The sequence below is a fragment of the uncultured Brachyspira sp. genome, from assembly GCF_944390845.1.
In the GTDB taxonomy this organism is placed as follows: domain Bacteria; phylum Spirochaetota; class Brachyspiria; order Brachyspirales; family Brachyspiraceae; genus Brachyspira; species Brachyspira pulli.
Window position 1 is genome coordinate 22,157 of the sequence record NZ_CALXRM010000004.1, and the last position, 23,228, is coordinate 45,384.

At 26.3% G+C, this 23,228-nt stretch carries 20 protein-coding genes; 15 read left to right on the plus strand and 5 right to left on the minus strand.

The features are described from left to right. Positions 1-80 precede the first annotated feature (80 nt). Together Q0K52_RS01375 and Q0K52_RS01380 are read right to left on the minus strand one after the other, a co-directional pair. Positions 81-1,460: an MATE family efflux transporter gene (locus Q0K52_RS01375; RefSeq protein ID WP_297295678.1), complete on the minus strand. Its 1,380-nt coding sequence runs from the start codon at positions 1,458-1,460 to the stop codon at positions 81-83. A 399-nt stretch (positions 1,461-1,859) separates the two neighbouring features. After that, positions 1,860-2,756, minus strand: a complete 897-nt coding sequence (locus Q0K52_RS01380; RefSeq protein WP_297295680.1) for an Rpn family recombination-promoting nuclease/putative transposase — start codon at positions 2,754-2,756, stop codon at positions 1,860-1,862. A 380-nt stretch (positions 2,757-3,136) separates the two neighbouring features. Between Q0K52_RS01380 and gpmA the strand changes: the two genes are divergently transcribed. From gpmA to Q0K52_RS01450, 14 genes are all read left to right on the plus strand, one after another. After that, complete coding sequence (gpmA, locus tag Q0K52_RS01385; RefSeq protein ID WP_297295682.1) at positions 3,137-3,883, plus strand: 2,3-diphosphoglycerate-dependent phosphoglycerate mutase; 747 nt, start codon at positions 3,137-3,139, stop codon at positions 3,881-3,883. 43 nt (positions 3,884-3,926) lie between these two features. After that, positions 3,927-5,315 (plus strand): cation:dicarboxylase symporter family transporter, encoded by a 1,389-nt coding sequence (locus tag Q0K52_RS01390; protein WP_297295684.1) that lies wholly within the window; start codon positions 3,927-3,929, stop codon positions 5,313-5,315. 312 nt (positions 5,316-5,627) lie between these two features. Further along, positions 5,628-5,813 (plus strand): hypothetical protein, encoded by a 186-nt coding sequence (locus tag Q0K52_RS01395; protein WP_297295686.1) that lies wholly within the window; start codon positions 5,628-5,630, stop codon positions 5,811-5,813. Then, positions 5,803-9,231, plus strand: a complete 3,429-nt coding sequence (locus tag Q0K52_RS01400; RefSeq protein WP_297295688.1) for a hypothetical protein — start codon at positions 5,803-5,805, stop codon at positions 9,229-9,231. Before Q0K52_RS01395 ends, Q0K52_RS01400 begins: the two co-directional genes overlap by 11 nt. Positions 9,232-9,253: 22 nt before the next feature. Next, positions 9,254-10,042 (plus strand): glucose-1-phosphate cytidylyltransferase, encoded by a 789-nt coding sequence (gene rfbF / locus Q0K52_RS01405; protein WP_297295690.1) that lies wholly within the window; start codon positions 9,254-9,256, stop codon positions 10,040-10,042. Next, complete coding sequence (gene rfbG, locus Q0K52_RS01410) at positions 10,024-11,088, plus strand: CDP-glucose 4,6-dehydratase (protein ID WP_297295692.1); 1,065 nt, start codon at positions 10,024-10,026, stop codon at positions 11,086-11,088. The genes rfbF and rfbG overlap by 19 nt, the downstream gene beginning before the upstream one ends. A gap of 5 nt (positions 11,089-11,093) precedes the next feature. Continuing rightward, the gene (rfbH, locus tag Q0K52_RS01415; RefSeq protein WP_297295694.1) at positions 11,094-12,392 is read left to right on the plus strand and encodes a lipopolysaccharide biosynthesis protein RfbH; all 1,299 of its coding nucleotides are present in this window, start codon (positions 11,094-11,096) and stop codon (positions 12,390-12,392) included. A gap of 21 nt (positions 12,393-12,413) precedes the next feature. Continuing rightward, complete coding sequence (gene rfbC / locus Q0K52_RS01420) at positions 12,414-12,947, plus strand: dTDP-4-dehydrorhamnose 3,5-epimerase (RefSeq protein ID WP_297295696.1); 534 nt, start codon at positions 12,414-12,416, stop codon at positions 12,945-12,947. 9 nt (positions 12,948-12,956) lie between these two features. Next, positions 12,957-13,835 carry an NAD(P)-dependent oxidoreductase gene (locus tag Q0K52_RS01425; protein ID WP_297295698.1) on the plus strand — a complete coding sequence of 293 codons (879 nt, stop codon included), beginning with the start codon at positions 12,957-12,959 and terminating at the stop codon, positions 13,833-13,835. Positions 13,836-13,909: 74 nt separating this feature from the next. Further along, positions 13,910-14,734 carry a glycosyltransferase family 2 protein gene (locus Q0K52_RS01430; RefSeq protein WP_297295700.1) on the plus strand — a complete coding sequence of 275 codons (825 nt, stop codon included), beginning with the start codon at positions 13,910-13,912 and terminating at the stop codon, positions 14,732-14,734. A gap of 168 nt (positions 14,735-14,902) precedes the next feature. Further along, positions 14,903-16,198, plus strand: a complete 1,296-nt coding sequence (gene eno, locus Q0K52_RS01435) for a phosphopyruvate hydratase (protein WP_297295703.1) — start codon at positions 14,903-14,905, stop codon at positions 16,196-16,198. A gap of 1,455 nt (positions 16,199-17,653) precedes the next feature. Then, positions 17,654-18,094, plus strand: coding sequence for a bacteriohemerythrin (locus Q0K52_RS01440; RefSeq protein ID WP_297295705.1), 441 nt, complete (start codon positions 17,654-17,656; stop codon positions 18,092-18,094). A gap of 19 nt (positions 18,095-18,113) precedes the next feature. Beyond that, complete coding sequence (locus tag Q0K52_RS01445; RefSeq protein WP_297295707.1) at positions 18,114-18,569, plus strand: bacteriohemerythrin; 456 nt, start codon at positions 18,114-18,116, stop codon at positions 18,567-18,569. 22 nt (positions 18,570-18,591) lie between these two features. After that, a complete protein-coding gene (locus Q0K52_RS01450; RefSeq protein WP_297295710.1) occupies positions 18,592-19,065 on the plus strand; it encodes a bacteriohemerythrin in 474 nt (157 codons plus the stop codon). Positions 19,066-19,087: 22 nt separating this feature from the next. On the opposite strand, the gene Q0K52_RS01455 is transcribed toward Q0K52_RS01450, so the two are convergent. Both Q0K52_RS01455 and Q0K52_RS01460 read right to left on the minus strand, forming a co-directional pair. After that, on the minus strand, positions 19,088-19,819 hold the full coding sequence (locus tag Q0K52_RS01455; protein ID WP_297295712.1) for an NAD-dependent deacylase: 732 nt from the start codon (positions 19,817-19,819) through the stop codon (positions 19,088-19,090). A gap of 67 nt (positions 19,820-19,886) precedes the next feature. Beyond that, positions 19,887-20,843: a glycosyltransferase family 8 protein gene (locus Q0K52_RS01460; RefSeq protein WP_297295714.1), complete on the minus strand. Its 957-nt coding sequence runs from the start codon at positions 20,841-20,843 to the stop codon at positions 19,887-19,889. Between the two features lie 278 nt (positions 20,844-21,121). Between Q0K52_RS01460 and Q0K52_RS01465 the strand changes: the two genes are divergently transcribed. Next, positions 21,122-21,778, plus strand: coding sequence for a redox-sensing transcriptional repressor Rex (locus tag Q0K52_RS01465; RefSeq protein ID WP_297295716.1), 657 nt, complete (start codon positions 21,122-21,124; stop codon positions 21,776-21,778). A 284-nt stretch (positions 21,779-22,062) separates the two neighbouring features. Here Q0K52_RS01465 and Q0K52_RS01470 read toward each other — a convergent pair whose 3' ends face one another. Then, the gene (locus Q0K52_RS01470) at positions 22,063-23,169 is read right to left on the minus strand and encodes an ankyrin repeat domain-containing protein (RefSeq protein WP_297295718.1); all 1,107 of its coding nucleotides are present in this window, start codon (positions 23,167-23,169) and stop codon (positions 22,063-22,065) included. Between the last annotated feature and the right edge of the window lie 59 nt (positions 23,170-23,228).

The window sequence follows — 23,228 nt, forward strand, 5'->3', positions numbered from 1 at the left end:
TTTAAAAATAATGAAGCATAAGAGATAATTCTCTTATGCTTTTTTATTTATAATTAATAATCAATATTATAAATAACTTTTTATTGATTATTCTCTTTTAATCTTTTTATATTCTTTATTTCTCTGCTAACCATTATAATTGTAACTATCAAAGCCGCACCGTCTGCAACAGGTCCAGCATACATTACTCCATCTATACCTAATATACTAGGAAGAATTATAATAAGCGGAAGTAAAAATATTATTTGTCTAGTCATAGCTATAAAAGCACCTTTGAAAGCCTTTCCTAAAGAAGTAAAAAATGTTCCTGTTACTGGCTGTATACCATTAACTATCATAAGTGCCATATATATTCTCATATACTCCTCAGCAAATCGGAAATATAATTCACTTCCATCTCCGAATATTGCTACAATCTGTCTTGGGAATAATTGGAATAATGAAAATGCAACTGCAGCCATAATTGTAGTAATTATTATTGTAAGTCTATAAGCTCCTATTACTCTATCATAATTCTTTGCCCCATAATTAAAACCTATTATAGGCTGACTGCCTTGAGATGTACCTATTATAAATGCCATAACAAGCATATTAATTTTTGATATGATACCAGCAACTGCAAGAGGTATATTACCGCCGTAAATAGAATTAGTTCCATAGTGGCTTAATACATTATTCATAGTTATTTGTACTGCCATCATAGCAAATTGATTGAATCCGCCTGAAGCTCCTAACGACAATATTTTAAACACATTCTTTGGTTCAACTGCAAAACTATCTCTCTCAAAAGTTACATTCTTAAATTTGAATAAATATCTTACAACCATAATAAATGAAATAAATTGACCTATTATAGTGGCAAGTGCCGCACCTGACATTCCCATATTAAATTTAAATATCAATATAGGATCCAAAATAGTATTAACAATAGCACCGCTTAATACTGACATCATAGAATATTTGGGGCTTCCGTCAGCTCTTATTATATGACTCATAACTGTAGAAAATATAAATGGTATAAATCCAAATGCTGTTATATTGGTGTATTCTACTGCATATCCTAAAACTTTATTAGTAGAACCAAACATTACCATAAAATTTTTATTAAATAGTTTAACTACAACAGTGAATATAAATCCAAATATAACTGCAAGTACTATAGCATTTCCTATCATCTTAGCAGCTTTTTTATTATTACCCTGCCCCAATAATATACTATATGATGAAGCTCCTCCAAGTCCAAGAAACAAAGATATAGACATACAAATTATAGAAAGCGGAAAAGCAACATTTGTGGCAGCATTGCCATTAATACCAACTCCCTGACCTATGAAAATTTGATCTACTATATTATATAAAGATCCAACAAGAAGCGATATTATACTTGGTGTGGCATATCTAAAAAGTAATTTATATATTTTTTCATAATATAATGGATTAGAAGTAACTGTATTATTCATAAAAATCTCTCAAATATAAAAAACATTCTAATAAGTATATTTTATTTTCATCTTTTTTCAAGAATGTAATTTTGAATCTTACCGCACGCAGAATAGGATTTATAAGAAAAGTGCATTAAAAACATAAATGTATTAGTAAATAAATTTCATATACCGTGCGTTGAACAAGTTCTAAAGTTAATAAAAACTTGGGCGGGCTTGCTTTTTCTAAATACACAATAAAGAAATTATAATTATCATTTCTAAATAAAGTAATGAAGTTTAAAGGGCGGGCAAATGTAATTAAAATTAAAAGACTAATTTTTTTATTTATTATATCCTTTATAAAAAACTTGTTCGCTAATAAACTCCTTACATTCTATCAAATGTCAGAAACTCATAACCTTTTTATTTATTTGGTTATAGCTTTTCTATTTCTTGTATACTTAAGCCTGTTAATTCACTAATAAGGCTTAAGTCCATACCTCTAGCTCTCATATCTTTTGCCATAGATATTGCTTTATTTTTTTCGCCTTGTTCTATACCTTGTTCTATACCTTTCTCTATGCCTTTTTTTAAACCTTCTTCAATTCCTAATCTTCTTTCTTCTTCAAGCATTATTTGATTACCATATAAATATGCCTGTCTTTTATCGTATTCATTCATCATCAATCTATTTTTAATAAAGTTATTATATCTTCTTTGTACTTCTTCCATTATAGGCTTTTCCTTTACTATATCAGACATAATCTCCTCCTTATTATCTTTTTCTTTCATAGTGAAAAATTTTAGCCAACAGTTTAAATCTGGTTTTAACAAATCATATTTAAACTTCTTTAATTCTAGTATATGTATTTGTAAATGATCTGTTAATAATCTTTTATTGTTAGTATCATAAATCATATAGCATGAATGTATAGAGTCATTATCATCTAAATTGAAATTAAGAAGATTTATACTTATAACCGGAGTTAAAGCATCATACTTTTCTCCATGCTTTAATAATTTACTGTAATTAGATGCCCAATAATATAGTATACGTTCTGGAAATCTTGAATTACCTTGTAATTGTATCTCTATAATAACTACACTTCCGTTTTGTGTAATACATTTTACATCTGCTATTGTTTCTTTATCTTCATAATTTTCTTTATAATTGAATGGTGTAAGTATTTCCGCTGATCTAAAAGTTTTCATATTAGAGTCAAGCATTATAGAATTTATAAAATCAAGCAATATAGGATTGCTATCTGATGATGAGAATAAATATCTCACAAAATAATCATTCAGTACATTAATATTTTTTCTTTCACTCATAATATTATTATAATGAAATAATTTATAAATGTCAAAATATATTTTGCTTTATCCTAATTCCCGCCCTTTATATTATATTGAGGTATTCTCTTATTTCTATTTTTAATTTCTTTATTGTTTAAAAAGAAATGATAACGCCCACCCAAGATTTTTTTAAATTTATAATGCATAGACCGCACGTTAAACAAGTTCTAAAATATAAATAAAATAATAATACAATTTTTACTATAAATAAAAGTGCATTAACCGTGCGTTAAAATTAATCATTATTAAATTTTATATTTATAACAACAAAACAATAAAACAATATATTTTTTGTTTAACTTTTTTGCGATTTTAGTATATAATAGTACTTAATCTTATTAGAAGGAGTTTTAAAAATGACAAAAGTTGTTTTAATACGTCATGGTGAGAGTGTTTGGAATAAAGAAAACTTATTTACAGGCTGGGCAGATGTTACTTTATCAGAAAAAGGTATAGAAGAAGCTAAAGCAGGCGGTAATGAATTAAAAAAAGCAGGCTTTACTTTTGATAAAGCATATACTTCTACTCTTACTCGTGCCATCAAAACTTTGAATTTAGTATTAGAAGAAATGGGACTTTTATGGATACCTGTAGAAAAATGCTGGCAATTAAATGAAAGACATTATGGTGCTTTACAGGGCTTAAACAAATCACAAACAGCTGAAAAATATGGTGAAGATCAAGTTAAAATCTGGAGAAGAAGTTATGATACTCCACCTCCAGCATTAGAAAAATCTGATGAAAGATATCCTGGTAATGATCCACGTTATAAAGGCTTATCTGAAAAAGAACTTCCTTTAACTGAATGTTTAAAAGATACAGTTGCAAGAGTAGTTCCTTTCTGGGAAAATGTTATACTTCCAGATATTAAAGCCGGCAAAAAAATTATCATTGCTGCTCATGGTAACAGCTTAAGAGCATTAGTAAAATACTTAGACAATATCTCTGATGAAGATATTACAGAACTTAATATACCTACAGGAATGCCTTTAGTTTATGAACTTGATGATAATTTCAAAGCAGTTAATAAACAATATTTAGGCGACCCTGAAGCGGTTAAAAAAGCTATGGAAGCTGTGGCAAATCAAGGAAAAAAGAAATAAATAAAATTAAATTAAAATATTTTTTAATAAAGGAGTTTTTAACTTGAGTTTATATGTTTTAGTTAATATAATAATATTTTTAGTATTAATGGCTGTTCTTTATGTAATGAAAAAGAAACATATTGATTTTACATTTAGAGTATTAGGCGCGTTAATTATGGGTTTAGCTTTAGGTTTTTTATTAAGAACCTTATATGCATCAAATATAGAAATAATTAATAAAACTATAATTTGGTATAATATCGTAGGCAACGGATATGTTAGGCTTTTGCAAATGTTGGTAATGCCTCTTATATTTGTTTCTATAACTATGGCTTTGATTAATATAAAAGGCGGAAGCAATTTGAAAAAAATGACTTTCAGCATTATAGCGGTATTAATGATAACAACCGCAATATCCGCTTTGGTTGGAATTTTGGTTTCAAAAGGTTTTGGATTAGACGCTTCAAAATTACAATCTTTAATGAGTGACGCTTCTCAAGGTTTTAATTATGAAGACAGGCTTAAAACTTTTTCTGGGAAATCCGCCCCGCAGCAATTACTAGAGATTATTCCAACAAATCCGTTTTCTGCTTTAGCGGGATTTGGAGTTTTGCCAACTTTATCGGTAGTATTCTTTTCCGCTTTAATCGGAGTTTCGGCTTTAGGTTTGAAAAATAAAAAACCTGAAATTTTCGATTTCTTTTTCAAAATGATACAAACTTTGCATGATGTTATAATGCAAATAGTATCTTTTGTGGTTGGATTAAGTCCTTTCGGAGTATTGGCTCTCATGACGAGATTTATGGCTTCAAGTAATTTTGAAAGTTTTGCACAATTAGGACAATTTTTAATCGCTTCTTATGTGGCTATAATAGTTATGATTTTGGTTTATGCCGTTATGCTTATTATATTTGGTTATAATCCTATAAAGTTTTATTCAAAAGCGTTTTCAGTTCTTACTTTCGCTTTTACTTCAAGAACGAGCGCGGGAACTTTGCCTTTAAATACTTCGACTTTAATAAATGGAATGGGAATTTCAGAAGGAATTTCTAATTTATCCGCTTCGCTTGCCGTTAATATAGGTAAAAACGGATGCACGGGAATATTTCCCGCTATGGTTGTCGCTATGATAGCGCCTACTTTGGGAATAAATATTTTTGAACCGTCTTTTTTAATAAGGTTAATGATTATAATATTAATCGGAAGTTTTGGATTGCCAGGAGTTCCAGGAGGGGCTATGACGGCGGCTTTAATTACGCTTTCCGCTTTGAATTTTCCCGTAGAATTGGTTGCGGTTCTTGTCGCTATAGACCCAATTTTGGATATGGGTTTTACTATGCTTAATGTTAATGACGGCATGATAACTGCGGCGGTTACGGGAAAGATTTGTAAAGAAGTAGATATGGATAAATTTAACGCTAAATATACATCCTATTCTGAAAATATATAAATTATTGAAAACTATTTTTAGGCGACCCTGAAGCTGTTAAAAAAGCTATGGAAGCAGTAGCTAATCAAGGTAAGAAAAAATAATTATAATAAATACTAAGCGTTAATTATTTTATTTATAAAAGGAAGTCCTAAATTAAGACTTCCTTTTTTCATTTAAATCAATTTATTTTTTACTTTAAAAATAAATATAGAATTTAACCATAAAAAATATTATAAATTTGTAAATAATAAAATAATTATTAAATATTATTCTAATTCATTGACTATTTTTACCATTATGATATAATTGCTTCAAGTTATGGATAATATTATGAAACAAACAAACAAACAAACAAACAAACAAACAAACAAACAAACAAACAAACAAACAAACAAACAAACAAACAAACATTTCTCAAGTTTCACTTTACTAAACAAATTTATCTTTGTTGCAAAAAATATTTTAATCAATATATATACAACCTATGTATATTATGGAGCAATTTATGAAAAATAAATTAAATAAAATTTTATTAATTACAAGTACTATACTTGTAATAGTAATATTGATTCTAGCTTTATTTGCCTCAATTAATAGAGAGGGATATTTATCAAACTTTCAATTAAACAAAGATTTATCTAAAAAAAATGCCTATTATTATGATTTTAGGTTAAAATATTATAGTAAAATATTTAGAAACAGTGATATATATGGTGTAGTCTTTGATATTCCTCAATTTGCTTATGTAGGTAAGAACCTTATAGAATTCAAAAATATAACATTTGATAAAAAAGGCAGCAGTCCTTTCTGTAATTTTATCTCAACAAGAGAACTTCAATATGATGATAAAATACAGGGCATTAATTATAAATTAAAATTAAAAATACCTATTTGGTTAGTATTTATTATTGTTGTAACATATATATTGTTTAATTATAAACTTATTATTGACATCTTTAAAGAAAAAAAAGAAATTATTATAAAAGTATCAAAAATATCTTCTGTTTCAATATTAGCTATATTAGTATTATTATTTATACTTGGAAAATTAAACCATAAAGCCAGTTTAGAAGATTTGGAGCTTGTAGCTGAAAGTGAAGCGGGATATATTTATAGAGCAAGAGTAGTAAGTAAAGGTTTATTTTCTGAAAATGCTATATATAAATACAACAATATACTAAAATTTGAAAATAAACCTGAGTATATAAAAAATTATGGATATAATATAAATTTAAAATTAGTAAATCATAAAAACAAAAATGGATCAATTTATAATAATCCTGATAAAACAGTTACAATTTCAAACAATAACAATTATTATAGTATATTAGGATATGATATAGAGCCTTCTGTTGGAGAAAAGTATATTTTTACATTAGAGGCAAAAAAAATAGGCGATGTATCAGGAAATATAAAATATCAATTAGATGATATAAATCAAAACATTGTTGTATCAAGTACAGATAAAATGACTGATGAATACAAAGAATATACTAGTACTTTATATATTAAAGATGCTAAAAAATCTATCAAACCAGTAATAAGACTTCATTATCCTGTTGGAACTATTAATGTAAAATATTTGAATATACAGCAAGTATCAGATAATTTATATCTTAAATCAGGAAATACTATAATATTTACTTCTTCTAAAAAAATTAATGATAAAATACTAACTGGTAATATTATTTTTAAATTAAATCCAAACAATATATTTATATTCATATTAATTATATCTATAATATATTTATTAAAAAATGTTATAGATTTTTGTATCAATAAAATAATTGATATTATTAATTATTTTGGAATATATCTTAATAAATCATTTTATGATAATATAATAATAAATCAAAATACACATAATGAAAAAACTAATTGTATTATATATATATTGTTCTTACTTTTTCCAATTATATCATTAACATATATAAGTATAGCTAAATCTATACCATATTATTATTGGATTGATTCTACAGAGTTCTTTGGAAGGGATATTTTATTATCTTATTTAGGAATTCCTCCTGGACATTTATTATATCCAAACATGATACCATTAATACTATATAAATACATATTTTTACCTATAGGATATTTTTTCAATATTATATCAAGTGTAGATCTTACAAATTTTCAAAATAGTTTAAACCCATATTTATATTTAATTGAAATTATAGAATATGTACGTAATATTAATATTTTAATATTATTAATATTTATGATATTAATGTATATAAACTTTATAAAAATTTTTAATATAGAAAAAATAACTAATAACAAATTATTTATATATATATATTATTTATCTTTATTCATAATTTCATGTATGAGTAGTTTCATAGCATCTCCAATAATATATCAAATGATAATTATTAGATACGATACTATTGGATTATTATTAATATCAATATCATTATATTTTACAATACTCTCTTCAGAAACTAATACTTGTTATGATAGAAAACATATACTATATATAATATTATCCTCAATATGTGCAGGTGGAGCTGTATTATCAAAACTTCAATTTGGAAGTTGGATGATCTGTATATTTATAATATATATTATTTTAAATATTAATAAATTTTATAACAAGGATTTAATAAATATTAATTTTAAGAAAACATCATATATTATTTCTCTATTTACTATAATATTTATATTTATAAATATTATAGTGTATAATTTATTTGTAAATAAAAAAATTATAGAAACGATATGGCTTAATAGAATAAATCCAGAAATTGTATTATATATATTAACATCTATTTCTGTTTTTTTTATTGCATTATCTGTATTGGCAATATTAATAGCATACAATAAAATTAAAGCTAATGAATATATTAAAATATTTTTTAATAATGCTATATATTATATAGTATTTTCTTTTTCACCAATGATATTATCATTGTTATTACCTAAAGGTATAGATATGTTATGTAATGCTTGGATATTTACATATGGAGGTGGAAATATCCTAGCGGCTTTAACATATAACATAAGATATATTAAAGAAGCTCAGAAAATATTAATGTTATTAGTAATATCAGGTATATTCTCAATTTCTATAATTATATTATCAATCCGTTTTTATAAAAAAATAATAAATAAGATATTGTCAAATATAGTATTGATTAGAACGTTGCTGTCTATATTACTTATAATTATTTCTTTTATTTTTATAAAAGCTTTGAGATCTGAGAGTACTATAAAGGATGCTATTATTTCTTATACTATATTATATGCATCAATACTAATTGTTTTTAGAAATATTATTTTATATCTAAAATATGATAAAATAAAAAACACATTAATTATTATATTTATTATAATAAGCAGTATTATTTCATTAAAATATATAATAAATATTCATAATAATAATATAGCATATGCTAGCCATCATAAAAATGATAATGAATCTTACTATAACTTAGAACATTGGAAACAAAGAGGTATTAATGGTTGGATAGGTAATTATAAAGATAGCTATATTATGGGGAATCTATTTACTAATAGATATTCAAATGCTGAAATATGGAATGGGGTATTTTTTTGGTCTAGAAATATACAAAATACAAAAAAATTATTAAAACAAGTAATAGTAAATAATAATAATGTGTATAATACTTCTGTAGCAGAAAAAGGTGCCTTAATAAATAGAACAGCAGATTATATATCTCAAGTAGATAATAATATTAAAGGAGGAATAATATTGCCTGTTTATAATGCTGCTACAGTATATGTAAGAAGTGATTACGATTTTTATTTTATATCTAATATAGAATATAATGATAAAAATTTAAAATTAACAAATTATAATTTTTATGTAAATAATTCAAAATATTTTGTATATCTTATTAAATCAGATGTCAAATTAACAAATTTTGGTAATGGATTTATTCTCATTAATGATAAATTGGTAAAAAAATTATAATAAAAAATTGAGAGGTACTTTAATGAAAGCTGTAATATTAGCAGGCGGGCTTGGTACTAGGCTCGGTGAAGAGACTATAATAAGACCAAAGCCTTTAGTAGAAATAGGCGGTAAGCCAATTGTATGGCATATTATGAAACATTATTCTCATTATGGAATAAATGATTTTGTTGTGCTGCTTGGTTATAAAGGATATATGATTAAAGAGTTTTTTGATAATTATAGAAGACATTTATATGATATGAAAATAGATTTTAAGCATAACAAATCTGAAGTTTTAAGATCTAGTCTCAATATAGAGGAAAAAAAATGGACTATAGAACTTATAGATACAGGTGAACATAGTATGACGGGTGGAAGACTAAAAAGAGCTTATGAATATTTAAAAAATGAAGAAAGTTTCTGTCTAACTTATGGAGATGGAGTTTCAGATATTAATATAGAAAAAGAAATTAAATTCCACAAAGATAATAAAAAAATAGCAACAATGGCTGCTGTTTTTCCTCCAGCAAGATGGGGAGCTATAAGTATTAATAATGATAATATGATTACAGATTTTATAGAAAAACCAAGAGGAGATAATGCTTATATAAATGGAGGTTTTTTTGTATTAAATACTAAAATATTTGATTATATAGATGGAGATAGTACTATATTTGAACAGGAACCTTTAAGAAAATTAGCTAAAGATAGTGAACTTATGGCATTCAAACATGATGGTTTTTGGCAATGTATGGATACTCAAAGAGATAAAGCTTTGCTTGAAGATATGTGGAATAAAGGAAATGCACCATGGAAAACTTGGAAATAAAAAATATATTTAGTTTTTTAAAAAATAAAAAAATATTAATAACAGGACATACTGGTTTTAAAGGTGCTTGGTTTTCTAAGCTGCTTTTAACTTTTGGTGCTGAAGTATATGGTATATCTTTGCAAGCTGAAGATTTGTCATTATATAATTTGATTAAACTAGATAATGAAGTAAAATCTTATATACAGGATATAAGAGATTTAGAAAAAATAAAAAACATAGTAAAAGAAATAAATCCAGATATAATATTTCATTTAGCAGCACAGCCTCTTGTAATAGATAGTTATAACAGACCTGTATATACATTTGAATCTAATGTAATAGGCACAGTTAATTTAATGGAAGCTATGAGAGAATTAAATAATTTAGAATGTGCTGTAATGATTACAACAGATAAAGTTTATGATAATAAAGAATGGGTATGGGGATACAGAGAAAACGATGCCTTAGGCGGCCATGATCCGTATTCTGCTTCTAAAGCATGTGCTGAAATAGCAATAAAAAGTTATAAAAAATCATTTTTTAAAAATGTTAATATAGCAAGTGTAAGAGCAGGTAATGTCATAGGAGGAGGAGATTTTGCTGATAATAGAATAATACCTGATATAGTAAGATCTATAGAAAAAAATATTCCTGTAGAATTAAGAAATCCAAATAGTGTAAGACCTTGGCAGCATGTTTTAGATGTACTTTACGGATATTTATTAGTATGTTATAATTTAACAAACAATAAAAATATTTCAGAAAGCTATAATTTTGCCCCAATAGATGAAGGTAATAAATTTACTGTTGAATATATTACTAAAGCTTTTATTGATAATATTGGTAAAGGAAGTTATATAATAAATTCTCCTGAAACTTCTAAAAAAGAAATGAATATATTAAGATTAGACTCATCCTTGGCAAGAAAAGAATTAGGCTGGAAAGAGAAATTTAATACAGAAGAAGCAATAAAACAAACAGCTGTTTGGTACAGCGAATATTTAAATAAAAATGATATTAATAATATCACAGAAAAACAAATAAAAAATTATATAGAAGGTTAATTAATATGGATAGAAATAAAATATTAGAATTAGTAAAAGAATATGCTAAAGAAGAATATTTTCCAAAAAAGTTTGTAGAAGGAGAAAGTTCTGTACCTGTATCAGGTAGAGTATTTGATGAAGATGATATTGCTACTTTAGTTGATAGTGCTTTGGATTTTCATCTTACAACATATAGATATAATGATGAATTTGAAAAATGTTTAAAAGAATTTTTTGGATTAAAATATGCTTTAAGTTGTAATTCCGGATCTTCAGCAAATTTGATAGCTGTAAGTTCTTTAAAAAGCCATTTACTTAAAGATAGGGCGTTAAAAGAAGGAGATGAAGTTATTACTGTAGCTGCTGGTTTTCCAACAACTGTAAATCCAATACTACAAAATAATTTAGTACCTGTATTTGTAGATGTTGAATTAGAAACTTATAATGTTAACACTGAATTGATAGAAAAAGCTATAAGTGATAAAACTAAAGCTATAATTTTAGCCCACACACTAGGAAATCCATTTAATTTAAAAAAAGTTAAAGAAATTTGTGAAAAGTATAATTTGTGGCTAATTGAAGACTGCTGTGATGCATTTGGAAGTATTTATGATAATAAAAAAGTTGGTACTTTTGGTGATATTGCTACATTAAGTTTTTATCCCGCTCATCATATAACTATGGGAGAAGGCGGAGCAGTACTTACCAATAATCCTATACTAAAAAAAGCTATGGAAAGTATTAGAGATTGGGGACGTGATTGCTGGTGTCCTCCAGGATGTGATAATACTTGTAATCAAAGATTTAGCCAAAAATTAGGGGATTTACCTGAAGGATATGATCATAAATATACATATTCTCATTTGGGTTATAATTTAAAAATTACAGATATGCAGGCTGCTTGCGGCGTAGCTCAATTGAAAAAGGTTAGCACTTTTATAGAAAAAAGAAGAGCTAATTTTAAAAAGTTAAAAGAAAGATTACAAAAATTTGATAAATATATCATATTACCAAATGCTCAGGAAAATAGTGACCCATCTTGGTTTGGTTTTCTTATAAGTGTTAAAGAAAATGCTCCGTTTACAAGAAATGATATTGTTAAATATTTAAATGATAAAAAAATTGGTACTAGATTATTATTTGCTGGTAATATTATAAAGCAGCCTTATATGATAGGAAGAAATTATAGAGTTGTAGGAGAATTAAAGAATTCTGATTTTATTATGAATAATACTTTTTGGATTGGGGTTTATCCTGCTATTAATGATGAAATGATAGAATATATAGAGAAATGTTTCGATTCTTATATAAACAAAATATGATTTTTATAATAGGATAATTATATGAATTTAGAAAACACCACTATAGATGGGGCATATATATTACAAAATAACTATATAGAAGATGAAAGAGGATATTTTTTGAGAATATTTGATAATAAAGAACTTGAAAAATATAATTTAAGTTTTAATTTAATACAATCTAATATTAACTACAATAAAAAATCTGGAACATTAAGGGGAATGCATTATCAAAAATATCCCTATCCAGAAATAAAAATTGTTAGATGTTTAAAAGGAAAAATATTTGATGTGATAGCAGATGTTCGTAAAGATTCTCCAAGTTACGGTAAATATTGTACTGTTGAATTATCAGAAGAAAATGGAAAAATGCTTTATATTCCCCCTTATGTGGCTCATGGTTTTCAAACACTAGAAGATAATACTGTAGTGGCTTATTTTCTAAGTACATATTTTGTACCAGATGCCTATGGATATTTAAGATGGGATGATCCATCATTCAATATTAAATGGCCTGAATGTAAAAATAGAATTATAAGTGAAAAAGATAAAAATATACCAGATTTTATTTTTTAGGATTTTATTATGAAAAAAATAATAGTTACAGGAATAACTGGTTCTATTGGACAATATATAGTAAAACCATTAAATGAATTGGGATTCAATATATATGGTATAGGAACTAGAAATATTAAGTCTCCAAATTTTAATTATATAAATCTGAATATCAATGATTATCAAAAATTACAAAACATTTTTAATGATATAAAGCCAGAATATCTAATACATTTAGCTTGGGATTTAAGTAGTGGATATTTTCATTCAAATACTAATTTTGATATGATTACTTCATCTATAAATATTTTAAAATATTTCAAAGATAATAATGGTAAAAAAGCTATTTATATTGGTACATATGCAGAATATAGTTTTGATAATATTCCTGCCAAAGAAAATGATAGATTAAATCCAACAACAGTATATGCTAAATGCAAAAATTATTTAAGAGAGATATTTGAGTTATATTGCAAAAATAACAACATAGATTTTTGTTGGGCTAGATTGTTCAATACATATGGAGAAAATGATAATAATACAAGATTATTTCCTTATATCATTAATTCTTTAAAAAATAATATAAAGGTTTCTGTAAATCATTCACAATTAGAAAAAGATTATATATATGCTGGTGATGCTGCCAAAATACTAGCTTTAATTATTAATTCTGATATTACTGGAACTATTAATATTTGTTCTGGTCAAGGTATAAAATTAAGTGATTTGGCTATTATGATAGCAGAAAAATTAGGAAAAATAGATTTATTAGAATTAAATAACTTTGATACAGATGAGCCTTTAAAAACTATAGGAGATAATTCTAGAATTATAAATGAACTTAAATTTACTAATTATACAGATATTAATAAAATAATAGATATGATAATTATGGATAATAAACTATAATATTATATTTATTCATATAAAAACATTACAATAATATTAATAAAAATATAATTTTACTAATTTTGGAGAAAACTATGAATTACCAATTTACAAATGAAGAACTTTTAGAAATGGAAAATAAAATACCAAAATATGAAAAACACGAATTTTTTGAAAAGAGAAATAAATATGCATTAATTATTGCAATAATGAATGAGGGTAAAAGATTTTTATCACAAATAGATAAAATGAAAAAATCTAATATATTTAATCAATGTGATGTATTCATATGCGATGGTAGTGATGAAGATAAATTGTTATCTTTAGATTTTATTGAATCAATTGGTACAAGAAAACTTCTCGTTAATAAAAGTGGAAGTAAAGGAAGGACATTAAAATTAAAACAACTTCTTTATGAAACTGCAATAGATGGTTATGAAGGTGTTATTATGGTTGACGGTAATAATAAAGATAGTGTAGATGAATGTTTACATTTATTTGTAGAAAAACTTGATGAAGGATATGATTTAATTCAAGCTACTAGATTTACTTTAGGTGGAAAAGAAGAAAATACTCCTTTGTTAAGAAAAATTGGCTTAAGATTTATAGCTTCTCCATTGATAAGTTTTGTATCAGGTTTTCATTATGATGATGTACTTAATGGTTTTAGAGCATTTTCTAAAAGATTCATATTAGACAAAAGAATAGATTTATTTAGGGAAGAATTTATATATTATGAATATGATATTTATCCTTTAGTTCATGTAAAAAAACTAGGCTATAAGGCCTGTCAGGTTCCAACTATAAGAAAATATCCTAAAAATGAAATACCATCAAAAATTAAAGGTATAGTAAATATAAAGTTATTTTTTTATATAATTCAAAATGCATTTAGTAAAACAAAAAAAATAGATAATTAAATAATAATATTTTTATAAATAATTTATACAATATAACAATAATTAATATATGAATTTTAATATAAAAATAAAAATATCATATATTTATAAATGTTCGATTTTTTCACTTGAAATTTATATGTTATGTTATATTATATATATCAATTATAATTTATAAGGAGTTTTAATATGTCTTTAATAGATAATATAGTAGCTAGAGAAATACTAGACTCAAGAGGAAACCCTACAGTAGAAGTTGATGTTTACTTAGACAGCGGCGCTATGGGTAGAGCTGCAGTACCATCAGGAGCTTCTACAGGTGAACATGAAGCAGTAGAATTAAGAGATGGAGATAAAAGCAGATATTTAGGAAAAGGCGTTCAAAAAGCAGTAGAAAACGTTAATGAAATTATTTGCAATGAATTAATTGATATGGACGCTTTAGATCAAGTTGAAATAGACAGAACTATGATAGAACTTGACGGCACTGAAAACAAAGGTAAATTAGGTGCTAATGCTATACTTGGTGTATCACTTGCTGTAGCTAAAGCTGCTGCTGACGAATTAGGTATGCCATTATACAGATACATTGGCGGTGCTAACGCTAAAACTTTACCAGTACCTATGGCTAATATCTTAAACGGCGGTGCTCACTCATCAGCTCCAATCGACTTCCAAGAATATATGGTTATGCCAGTTGGTGCTCCTACTTTCAAAGAAGGTATACGTTATGTAGCTGAAGTATTCCATAACTTAAAAGCTATACTTCATGACAGAGGCTTAAGCACTACTGTTGGTGATGAAGGTGGATTTGCTCCTACTCTTAAAGATAATGAAGAACCACTTCAAGTAATCATGCAAGCTATAGAAAAAGCTGGATACAAACCTGGTGATGATATAATGATCGCTATGGACCCTGCTTCAAGTGAATTCTATAACAAAGATAAGAAAAAATATGTATTCCATAAATCAGACAACAGAGAATTAACTCCTGCTGAAATGGTTGATTTCTATGCTGATTTATGCAGCAAATACCCTATCATCTCTATAGAAGACGGTGTTGCTGAAGATGACTGGGAAGGTTGGGCTTTACTTACTCAAAAATTAGGTAAAAAAGTTCAATTAGTTGGTGATGACTTGTTCGTTACTAATGTAAAAAGACTTCAAATGGGATTAGATAAAGGCGTTGCTAACTCTATCCTTATTAAAGTTAACCAAATCGGTTCTTTAACTGAAACTTTAGATTCTATTGAACTTGCTAAAACTCATAACTATACTGCTGTAGTTTCTCACAGATCTGGTGAAACTGAAGATGCTACTATTGCTGATATAGTTGTAGCTACTAATGCTGGTCAAATCAAAACTGGTTCTGCTTCAAGAAGTGATAGGATTGCAAAATACAATCAATTATTAAGAATCGAAGAAGAATTAGGCAACAGAGCTATTTACTTAGGTAAAAAAGCTTTCTATAATGTTATAAAATAATGAATAGCTAAATATAAAAATTATTTGCCTCTGGCAAGTTTACTTGTCAGAGACTCTAAGCAAATAATTTTTATTAACAATAATAAAAAATAAGCAAGAGCTGGTAACAATTTATGTTGCCAGCTTTTTTATGTAGTTTATCGCTAGCAACAAGAAAGCGAGTCGGAGCCAGCTAGTGAGTTTACTCACTAGCTTATTGTATGGCGTAGACGAGCATAGCAATAATAATAAAAAAGCTTTCTATAACGTTATAAAATAATGAATAGCTAAATATAAAAATTATTTGCCTCTGGCAAGTTTACTTGTCAGAGACTCTAAGCAAATAATTTTTATTAACAATAATAAAAAATAAGCAAGAGCTGGTAACAATTTATGTTGCCAGCTTTTTTATGTAGTTTATCGCTAGCAACAAGAAAGCGAGTCGGAGCCAGCTAGTGAGTTTACTCACTAGCTTATTGTATGGCGTAGACGAGCATAGCAATAATAATAAAAAAGCTTTCTATAACGTTATAAAATAATGAATAGCTAAATATAAAAATTATTTGCCTCTGGCAGGTTTACTTGTCAGAGACTCTAAGCAAATAATTTTTATTAGCAATAATAAAAAAATAAGCAAGAGCTGGTAACAATTTATTGTTGCCAGCTTTTTTATACGAGTTTATCGCTAGCAACAAGAAAGCGAGTCGGAGCCAGCTAGTGAGTTTACTAACTAGCTTATTAAGGGCGTAGACAAGCATAGCAATAATAATAAAAAAGCTTTCTATAACGTTATAAAAATGAATAGCTAAATATAAAAATTATTTGCCTCTGGCAAGTTTACTTGTCAGAGACTCTAAGCAAATAATTTTTATTAACAATAATAAAAAATAAACGTTAGCTGGTAACAATTTATTGTTGCCAGCTTTTTTATACGAGTTTATCGTTAGAAATAATAATAAACTTCTTATGAATTTTATTTACACACCCTACCCTATAGATTTTAAAACTTAATTTTTATTTATAATACAAATTTTCCATAAAAATCTATCAACATTTTTCAAAGCCCACCCAAGTTGTATTTTGCTTTTAAATTTCATTACCGCACGTTTTGTTGATTCTCAAAAATAACAAAATTAGAATTATTAATAATTTTATGCTCGTTAATATTATTAAGCGTGCGGTTGATACCATCATTAATTTAATTACATTTTGGGCGGGTGCTATAAATTCTAATTGAGTAAATTAAGAAATAATAAATATAATTTTAAATCAAAATAAAAAAGAATAATGGGCGGGAATTATAATAATTTTAATTCTTTTAATAAATAATTATTATATTATAATAGCAAAATAACTGTTTGACAAATCTAACAAATTATATAAAATAGTTATTTATAAATTATTTTTAATAAAAAAATAATTTATATGTACAAATTATTTATATTTGTATATAATATATAAGCAGAGGATTTTATTATGAAAGATAAATATATAGTGTGGGAAAATAAATATAAAGTAGGTTATAAAAGAATAGATGATCAGCATTTAGAATTAATAGAGATTATCAATGATTTGTATGCTTGTATGGAAAATAGAGATTCAGAAGATGAAAATTTAAAAGAAGCTTTCAAAGATGCACTAAAAAAAACTGTTGATTATGTAGCATATCATTTTTCTTATGAGGAGAAGATAATGCATGCTATAAAATACGGTAAATTACTGGAACATTCTTCATACCATAAAGAATTTACCCAAACTATCTATAATTATGTTATGTCTTATGAGAAAGGTTCTTTAAAAGCGATTGATGATTTAGTAAAATATTTAAAAGATTGGTTTTTAAATCATATATTGGTTACTGATAAAAAATTTATAGCTGAAGTGAAAGAAACTTTACAAAAACTTACAAATGAATAATAAATTTTAGGAGTTTTTTATGGCTAGCAATCAAGAAAAAATAGAATGGATTAAATGGGACGATAAATATAAAATAGGTTATAAAAGAATTGATGATCAGCATAAGGAACTTGTAAATATCATAAATGATTTATACGATTGTATAGACTATAGTGATTCAGAAGATGATAAATTAAAAGAAGCTTTCAAGAATGTACTTAAAAAGACAGTAGATTATGTCACATATCATTTTACTTATGAAGAAAAAATAATGCATGCTATACAATATAGAAAGTTATTAGAGCATTCATCTTCACATAGAGAGTTTACCCAAACTATCTATAATTATGTTTTATCTTATGAGAATGGTTCGCTTGATGCCATTCATAATTTAGTGAAGTACCTAAAAGAATGGCTTTTAAACCATGTTTTAGTTGCGGATAAAGAATTCGTTATGGAAGTAATAGAGGTATTGAAAACGCTTTCAGAACAGTAGAACAATAATAGGAGAGTTAAATATGGATAGTTCAACAGAAGTTTTAGTAAAAGATGGTTGGATTAAATGGGATAAAAAATTCCAAACAGGCTACAAAAGAATTGATGATCAACATAAGGAACTTGTTAATATCATTAACGATTTGTATAATGTAGGAATGGTTAATGATCTTAGTAATGAGGAAGTAAAAGTAACCTTTCACTCCATAATAAAAAGAACTATAGACTATGCTACTTATCATTTTTCTTATGAAGAAAAGATTATGGGAGCTGTTGATTATAGTTTGGCAAAAGATCATATAGCAAAACATAGATCATTTTCTTTAAAAATAGTTGATGATGTAAGCAGATATGAAAATGGTGATGATCTAGCAATTGGAGATTTTCTTGATTTTTTAAAGAATTGGCTTTTACATCACATAATAGTAGAAGACAAAAAATTCATAGCTGAATTAAAATCAACTTTACAAAAGATGTATGAAGATGAATTAAATTAAATATTAATTAATCAATACTTCATTACAAATATTTTTCTATTTCGGTAAATGCTACACCAGCCTTTTCTGGTATATAAATATCAACTATAGAGTTTGTGAAGTTAGAAGGTTCAGGATTAATTTCCATAATTTTAGCCCCTGATCTTTTAGCGATATGAGGTATCTGAGCAGCAGGCATAACTTCTCCGCCTGTACCTATTATAATAAATAAATCACTTTTCTCAGCATCTTCTATTGAGCTATTAAAATCTAAAGCAGGCAATTGTTCACCAAAGAAAACAAAAGCAGGTTTCAAAGTAGCAGAACATTTTTCACAAGCAGGAGGATCCATAGCTAATATTTCTTTATTAATTTTATATCTAGTTTTGCATTTCATACATATAGCATATTTAGCTGTACCATGAAGCTCATAAACTATTTTACTTCCAGCCTCTTGATGAAGATTATCAATGTTTTGAGTAATTACACTACGCATTATACCCATTTTTTCCAAATTGGCCAAAACTATATGTGCCTTATTAGGCTTAACATCAGTAATAGGATCATAAAAAACTTTCTTCAATGATTTCCAAGATTCTTTTTGATGCTTTACAAAATATGATATTTCAGCAAATTGACTTCCATGCTTCTCCCAAAGACCGTTAGGACCTCTGAAAGGAGGAACACCGCTTTCAACACTTATACCAGCACCTGTAAATGCTACTACATATTTTGATTCTTTTATTGTTTGAGCTATTGATTTATAATCTATCATGATACTACCCTAATGTTTTTTATATTATAAATTATATAATGATAATATCTTTTTTGCTATATTCTAATTAAAAAAATTTACTTTTAAATTTATCTCTCAATTTTTTTATAGGTATCCACCATGCTAATTTCTTAATAAAATTTTTATACATTAATAATTTATCCATTAAATCAGATACATCTTTAGAATTATTTTTATATTGTTTTAATAAAATTTCTGTCAATTCTTTATAATCTTTAAACCAAGGAGTACTCATATAATGTTGCCAGTAATAATTAAAATATATTGAGCCTACAGATATAGATTCTTCATCCCAAGGCTTATAATATATATAATGTATTATACTTTTCTTATTAGCTTCTATGTAATCATCCATAGATATTCCTAATGGTTTATTATTAATCATTGGGAAAAAATTCCATTTTTTATCTATAATCTTTACTTTTCCCTTTAATACATCATTCAATAAATCTTGATCTAAACACCCATAATTAATATAATTTTTATTATAATACTCACAAAAAACTTCTTCTATATTTGACTCTTTCCATAATTTATTATTAATCATCAAAACACCAGCATTAAAATAACCTTCTTCTCTCCAATCTTCTTTGCATACCAATGCATAATAATTTTCTATATCTATTTCAAATAATTCTCTCAAACTTAAATTTACAATCACATCACAATCCAAATATAATATTTTGTCTACATTTGGAATAATACTTGGAATTGATAATCTATAAAAAGTAGCAGGGCTCCAATTTTCAGAATTACTTTTTAAATACCAAGTTTCATATTTTTTTATATCTGGTGTATAAAAATAAATTTCGCAATTCTTTATATTTTTTAAAGATAATAAATTATCTTTATTTTCTTTAGATATACCGCCATCTAATAAATGAAATACTATTTCTTCATCATCTAAACTATTATTTAAAATAGATACCATTGCTGTACCCATATATTTAGAATATTCATCATCGCTTGCTAAACAAATATTCATTTTTAATTTATTACTCATAAAAACTCCTAAATAAAATATAATAAACCTTGATTATAACATAATATAAAATTTATTCATTAATATAATTTTATATACTATAGTTTCATAATCAATTAGGAATTTTTTTTTAATAAATAAAATATTATAAAAAATATTATTAATGTTCTTAGTTCGTATATAATATACAATAAAATAGACATTCTATATTAATATTTTATTGACAGACAACTTTATTATGTTATAATATATCCATATTAATTGTTTATAAATACAAAAAAATAGTTTAAGGATATATTATGATTAGTAGAACACAAATTATGCGTCTATTAAAATATAAAAATGCTTTAAGACGCATGAAGAGTTTCGGATTTATAAAAGCATATTCTAATAATCTTGGAGATGCTATAGGTATAACATCAGTTCAAGTTAGAAAAGATTTTTCACTATTTAACATCTCGGGTAATAAGAAAGGCGGATACAATATCGATGATCTATTGGAACAAATAGACAGTATTTTGGGAAAACAAATTTCTCATAACATCATATTGGTCGGATATGGTAAAATAGGTAAAGCATTGGTTAATTACAGAGGTTTTGAAAGTGAATCTATAAAAATAATAGCTGCATTCGATCATAACCCAGAAAAAATTGATAGAAATGCCCCTACTCCAATACTTCCTATAGAAGAATTAAGAGATTTCATTATTCAAAACAAAATCGAAATAGCAATATTAACTGTACCAGATTTAGAGGCTCAAAGAATGTTTGATGTTATATGTAATGCTGGTATTAAAGGTGTTTTGAATTTTGCACCTATTAAACTTTTAGAAAGACCTGATTGTATTATTAACGATGTAAATATTGCAGATGAAATTGAATCATTATTCTATTTCATTAACGATGTAAAAGAAACTTCAGGCCATAAAAAACATAAAGAGAAAGCTGAAAAATAATTTAAAAAATTATAAGGCTATTTATAAAAATTGTGAGGCTCTGGTAAGTTTACTTAACAGAGCCTTTGCTGTAGTTATGCAGAGCTAATGAACAATTTTTATTAGCAAAATACTGGAATTAAAATATAAAAAGCGAGTTGAAGCCGGCTAGTGATTTTACTCATAGCTTATTATAGGGCACACAAGGCGGACTTCGTCACGAGCATAACAATTATAATAAAAAAGAGACTGTTTAATAAAAAACAATCCCTTTTATTTTTTATTCAATTTCTATTCAATATGCATTATTTTTTATAAGCCAAACTAGCTCTAGTCAATAGATCAACAACATCAGTGTTTCCATTTTCCATAGCATACATTAAAGCTGTTTTACGGAACTTATCTAAAGTATTTAAATGAGCACCTGCATTAATCAAATATTCTACTGAAGCATAATCTCCATTTTCAGCAGCAAACATTAAAGCTGTTTTTCCGTCATTATCAGCAATATTCAAATCAGCTTTATTCATTATCAAAGAATTTACAGCCTCACTTTTTCCAGCAATAGCAGCCCATATTAAAGCTGTTCTTCCGTCTCTCATCTTGAAATCGATATTAGATTTTCCAATGAATAATGATGACATAACATCAGTTAAGCCTAATGTAGAAGCCAAAGCAAGAGGCGTAATATTACCATAAGGGCCGTAAGTAGCTACTATATTAGCGTCAGCACCTCTTTCTAATAAAAGCTTAGCAACTTCATTATTTCCTCTAGCTATAGCATAGAATAAAGCATTAGCACCATATTCATTTATATAATTAACATCACTTCCTTTATCTAAAAGAAGTCTTACTATCAAATCATGATTGTTATAAGAGGCAACCATTAATGGTGTCATATTATAATCTATACCATCACCATTACCGCTTCTGTATGTGCCTACAATCTTCAAATCTGCTTTGGCATTAACAATCATTTCTACTATACTATAATAACCCTTACCAGCAGCCTGAAGAAGTGCTGTAGTGCCTCCATTTATTTTTATGTCCGGATCAGCATTCTTAGCTAGTAAATAAGAAACTATATCAACATATCCGGCATCAGCAGCATAAGTTAAAGCTGTTTTACCATGAATACAAGTAAGATTAACATTAGCATTTTGAGATAATAGTAATAATACAATATCTTTATAGCCTTTTGATGCAGCCTTAATTAAAGCATTATGTCCTTGATTATCTCCAAAGTTTATGAAGCTTGAAACAGAACCTTGTGATATTAATTTTCTTACTCCATCTGCATCGCCTGTATTTGCATAATCTAATAATTGATCCAATCTGCCTGTGTTCGGAGTTTGGGCAAACAGTGCAAAAAATATATTTAAAAATATTAAAGCAAAACTTAAATAACGCATCTTTAATTCTTCCTTAAAGTATAGAATTTTAGCTATTATCAAATTTCGGAATAAGATAT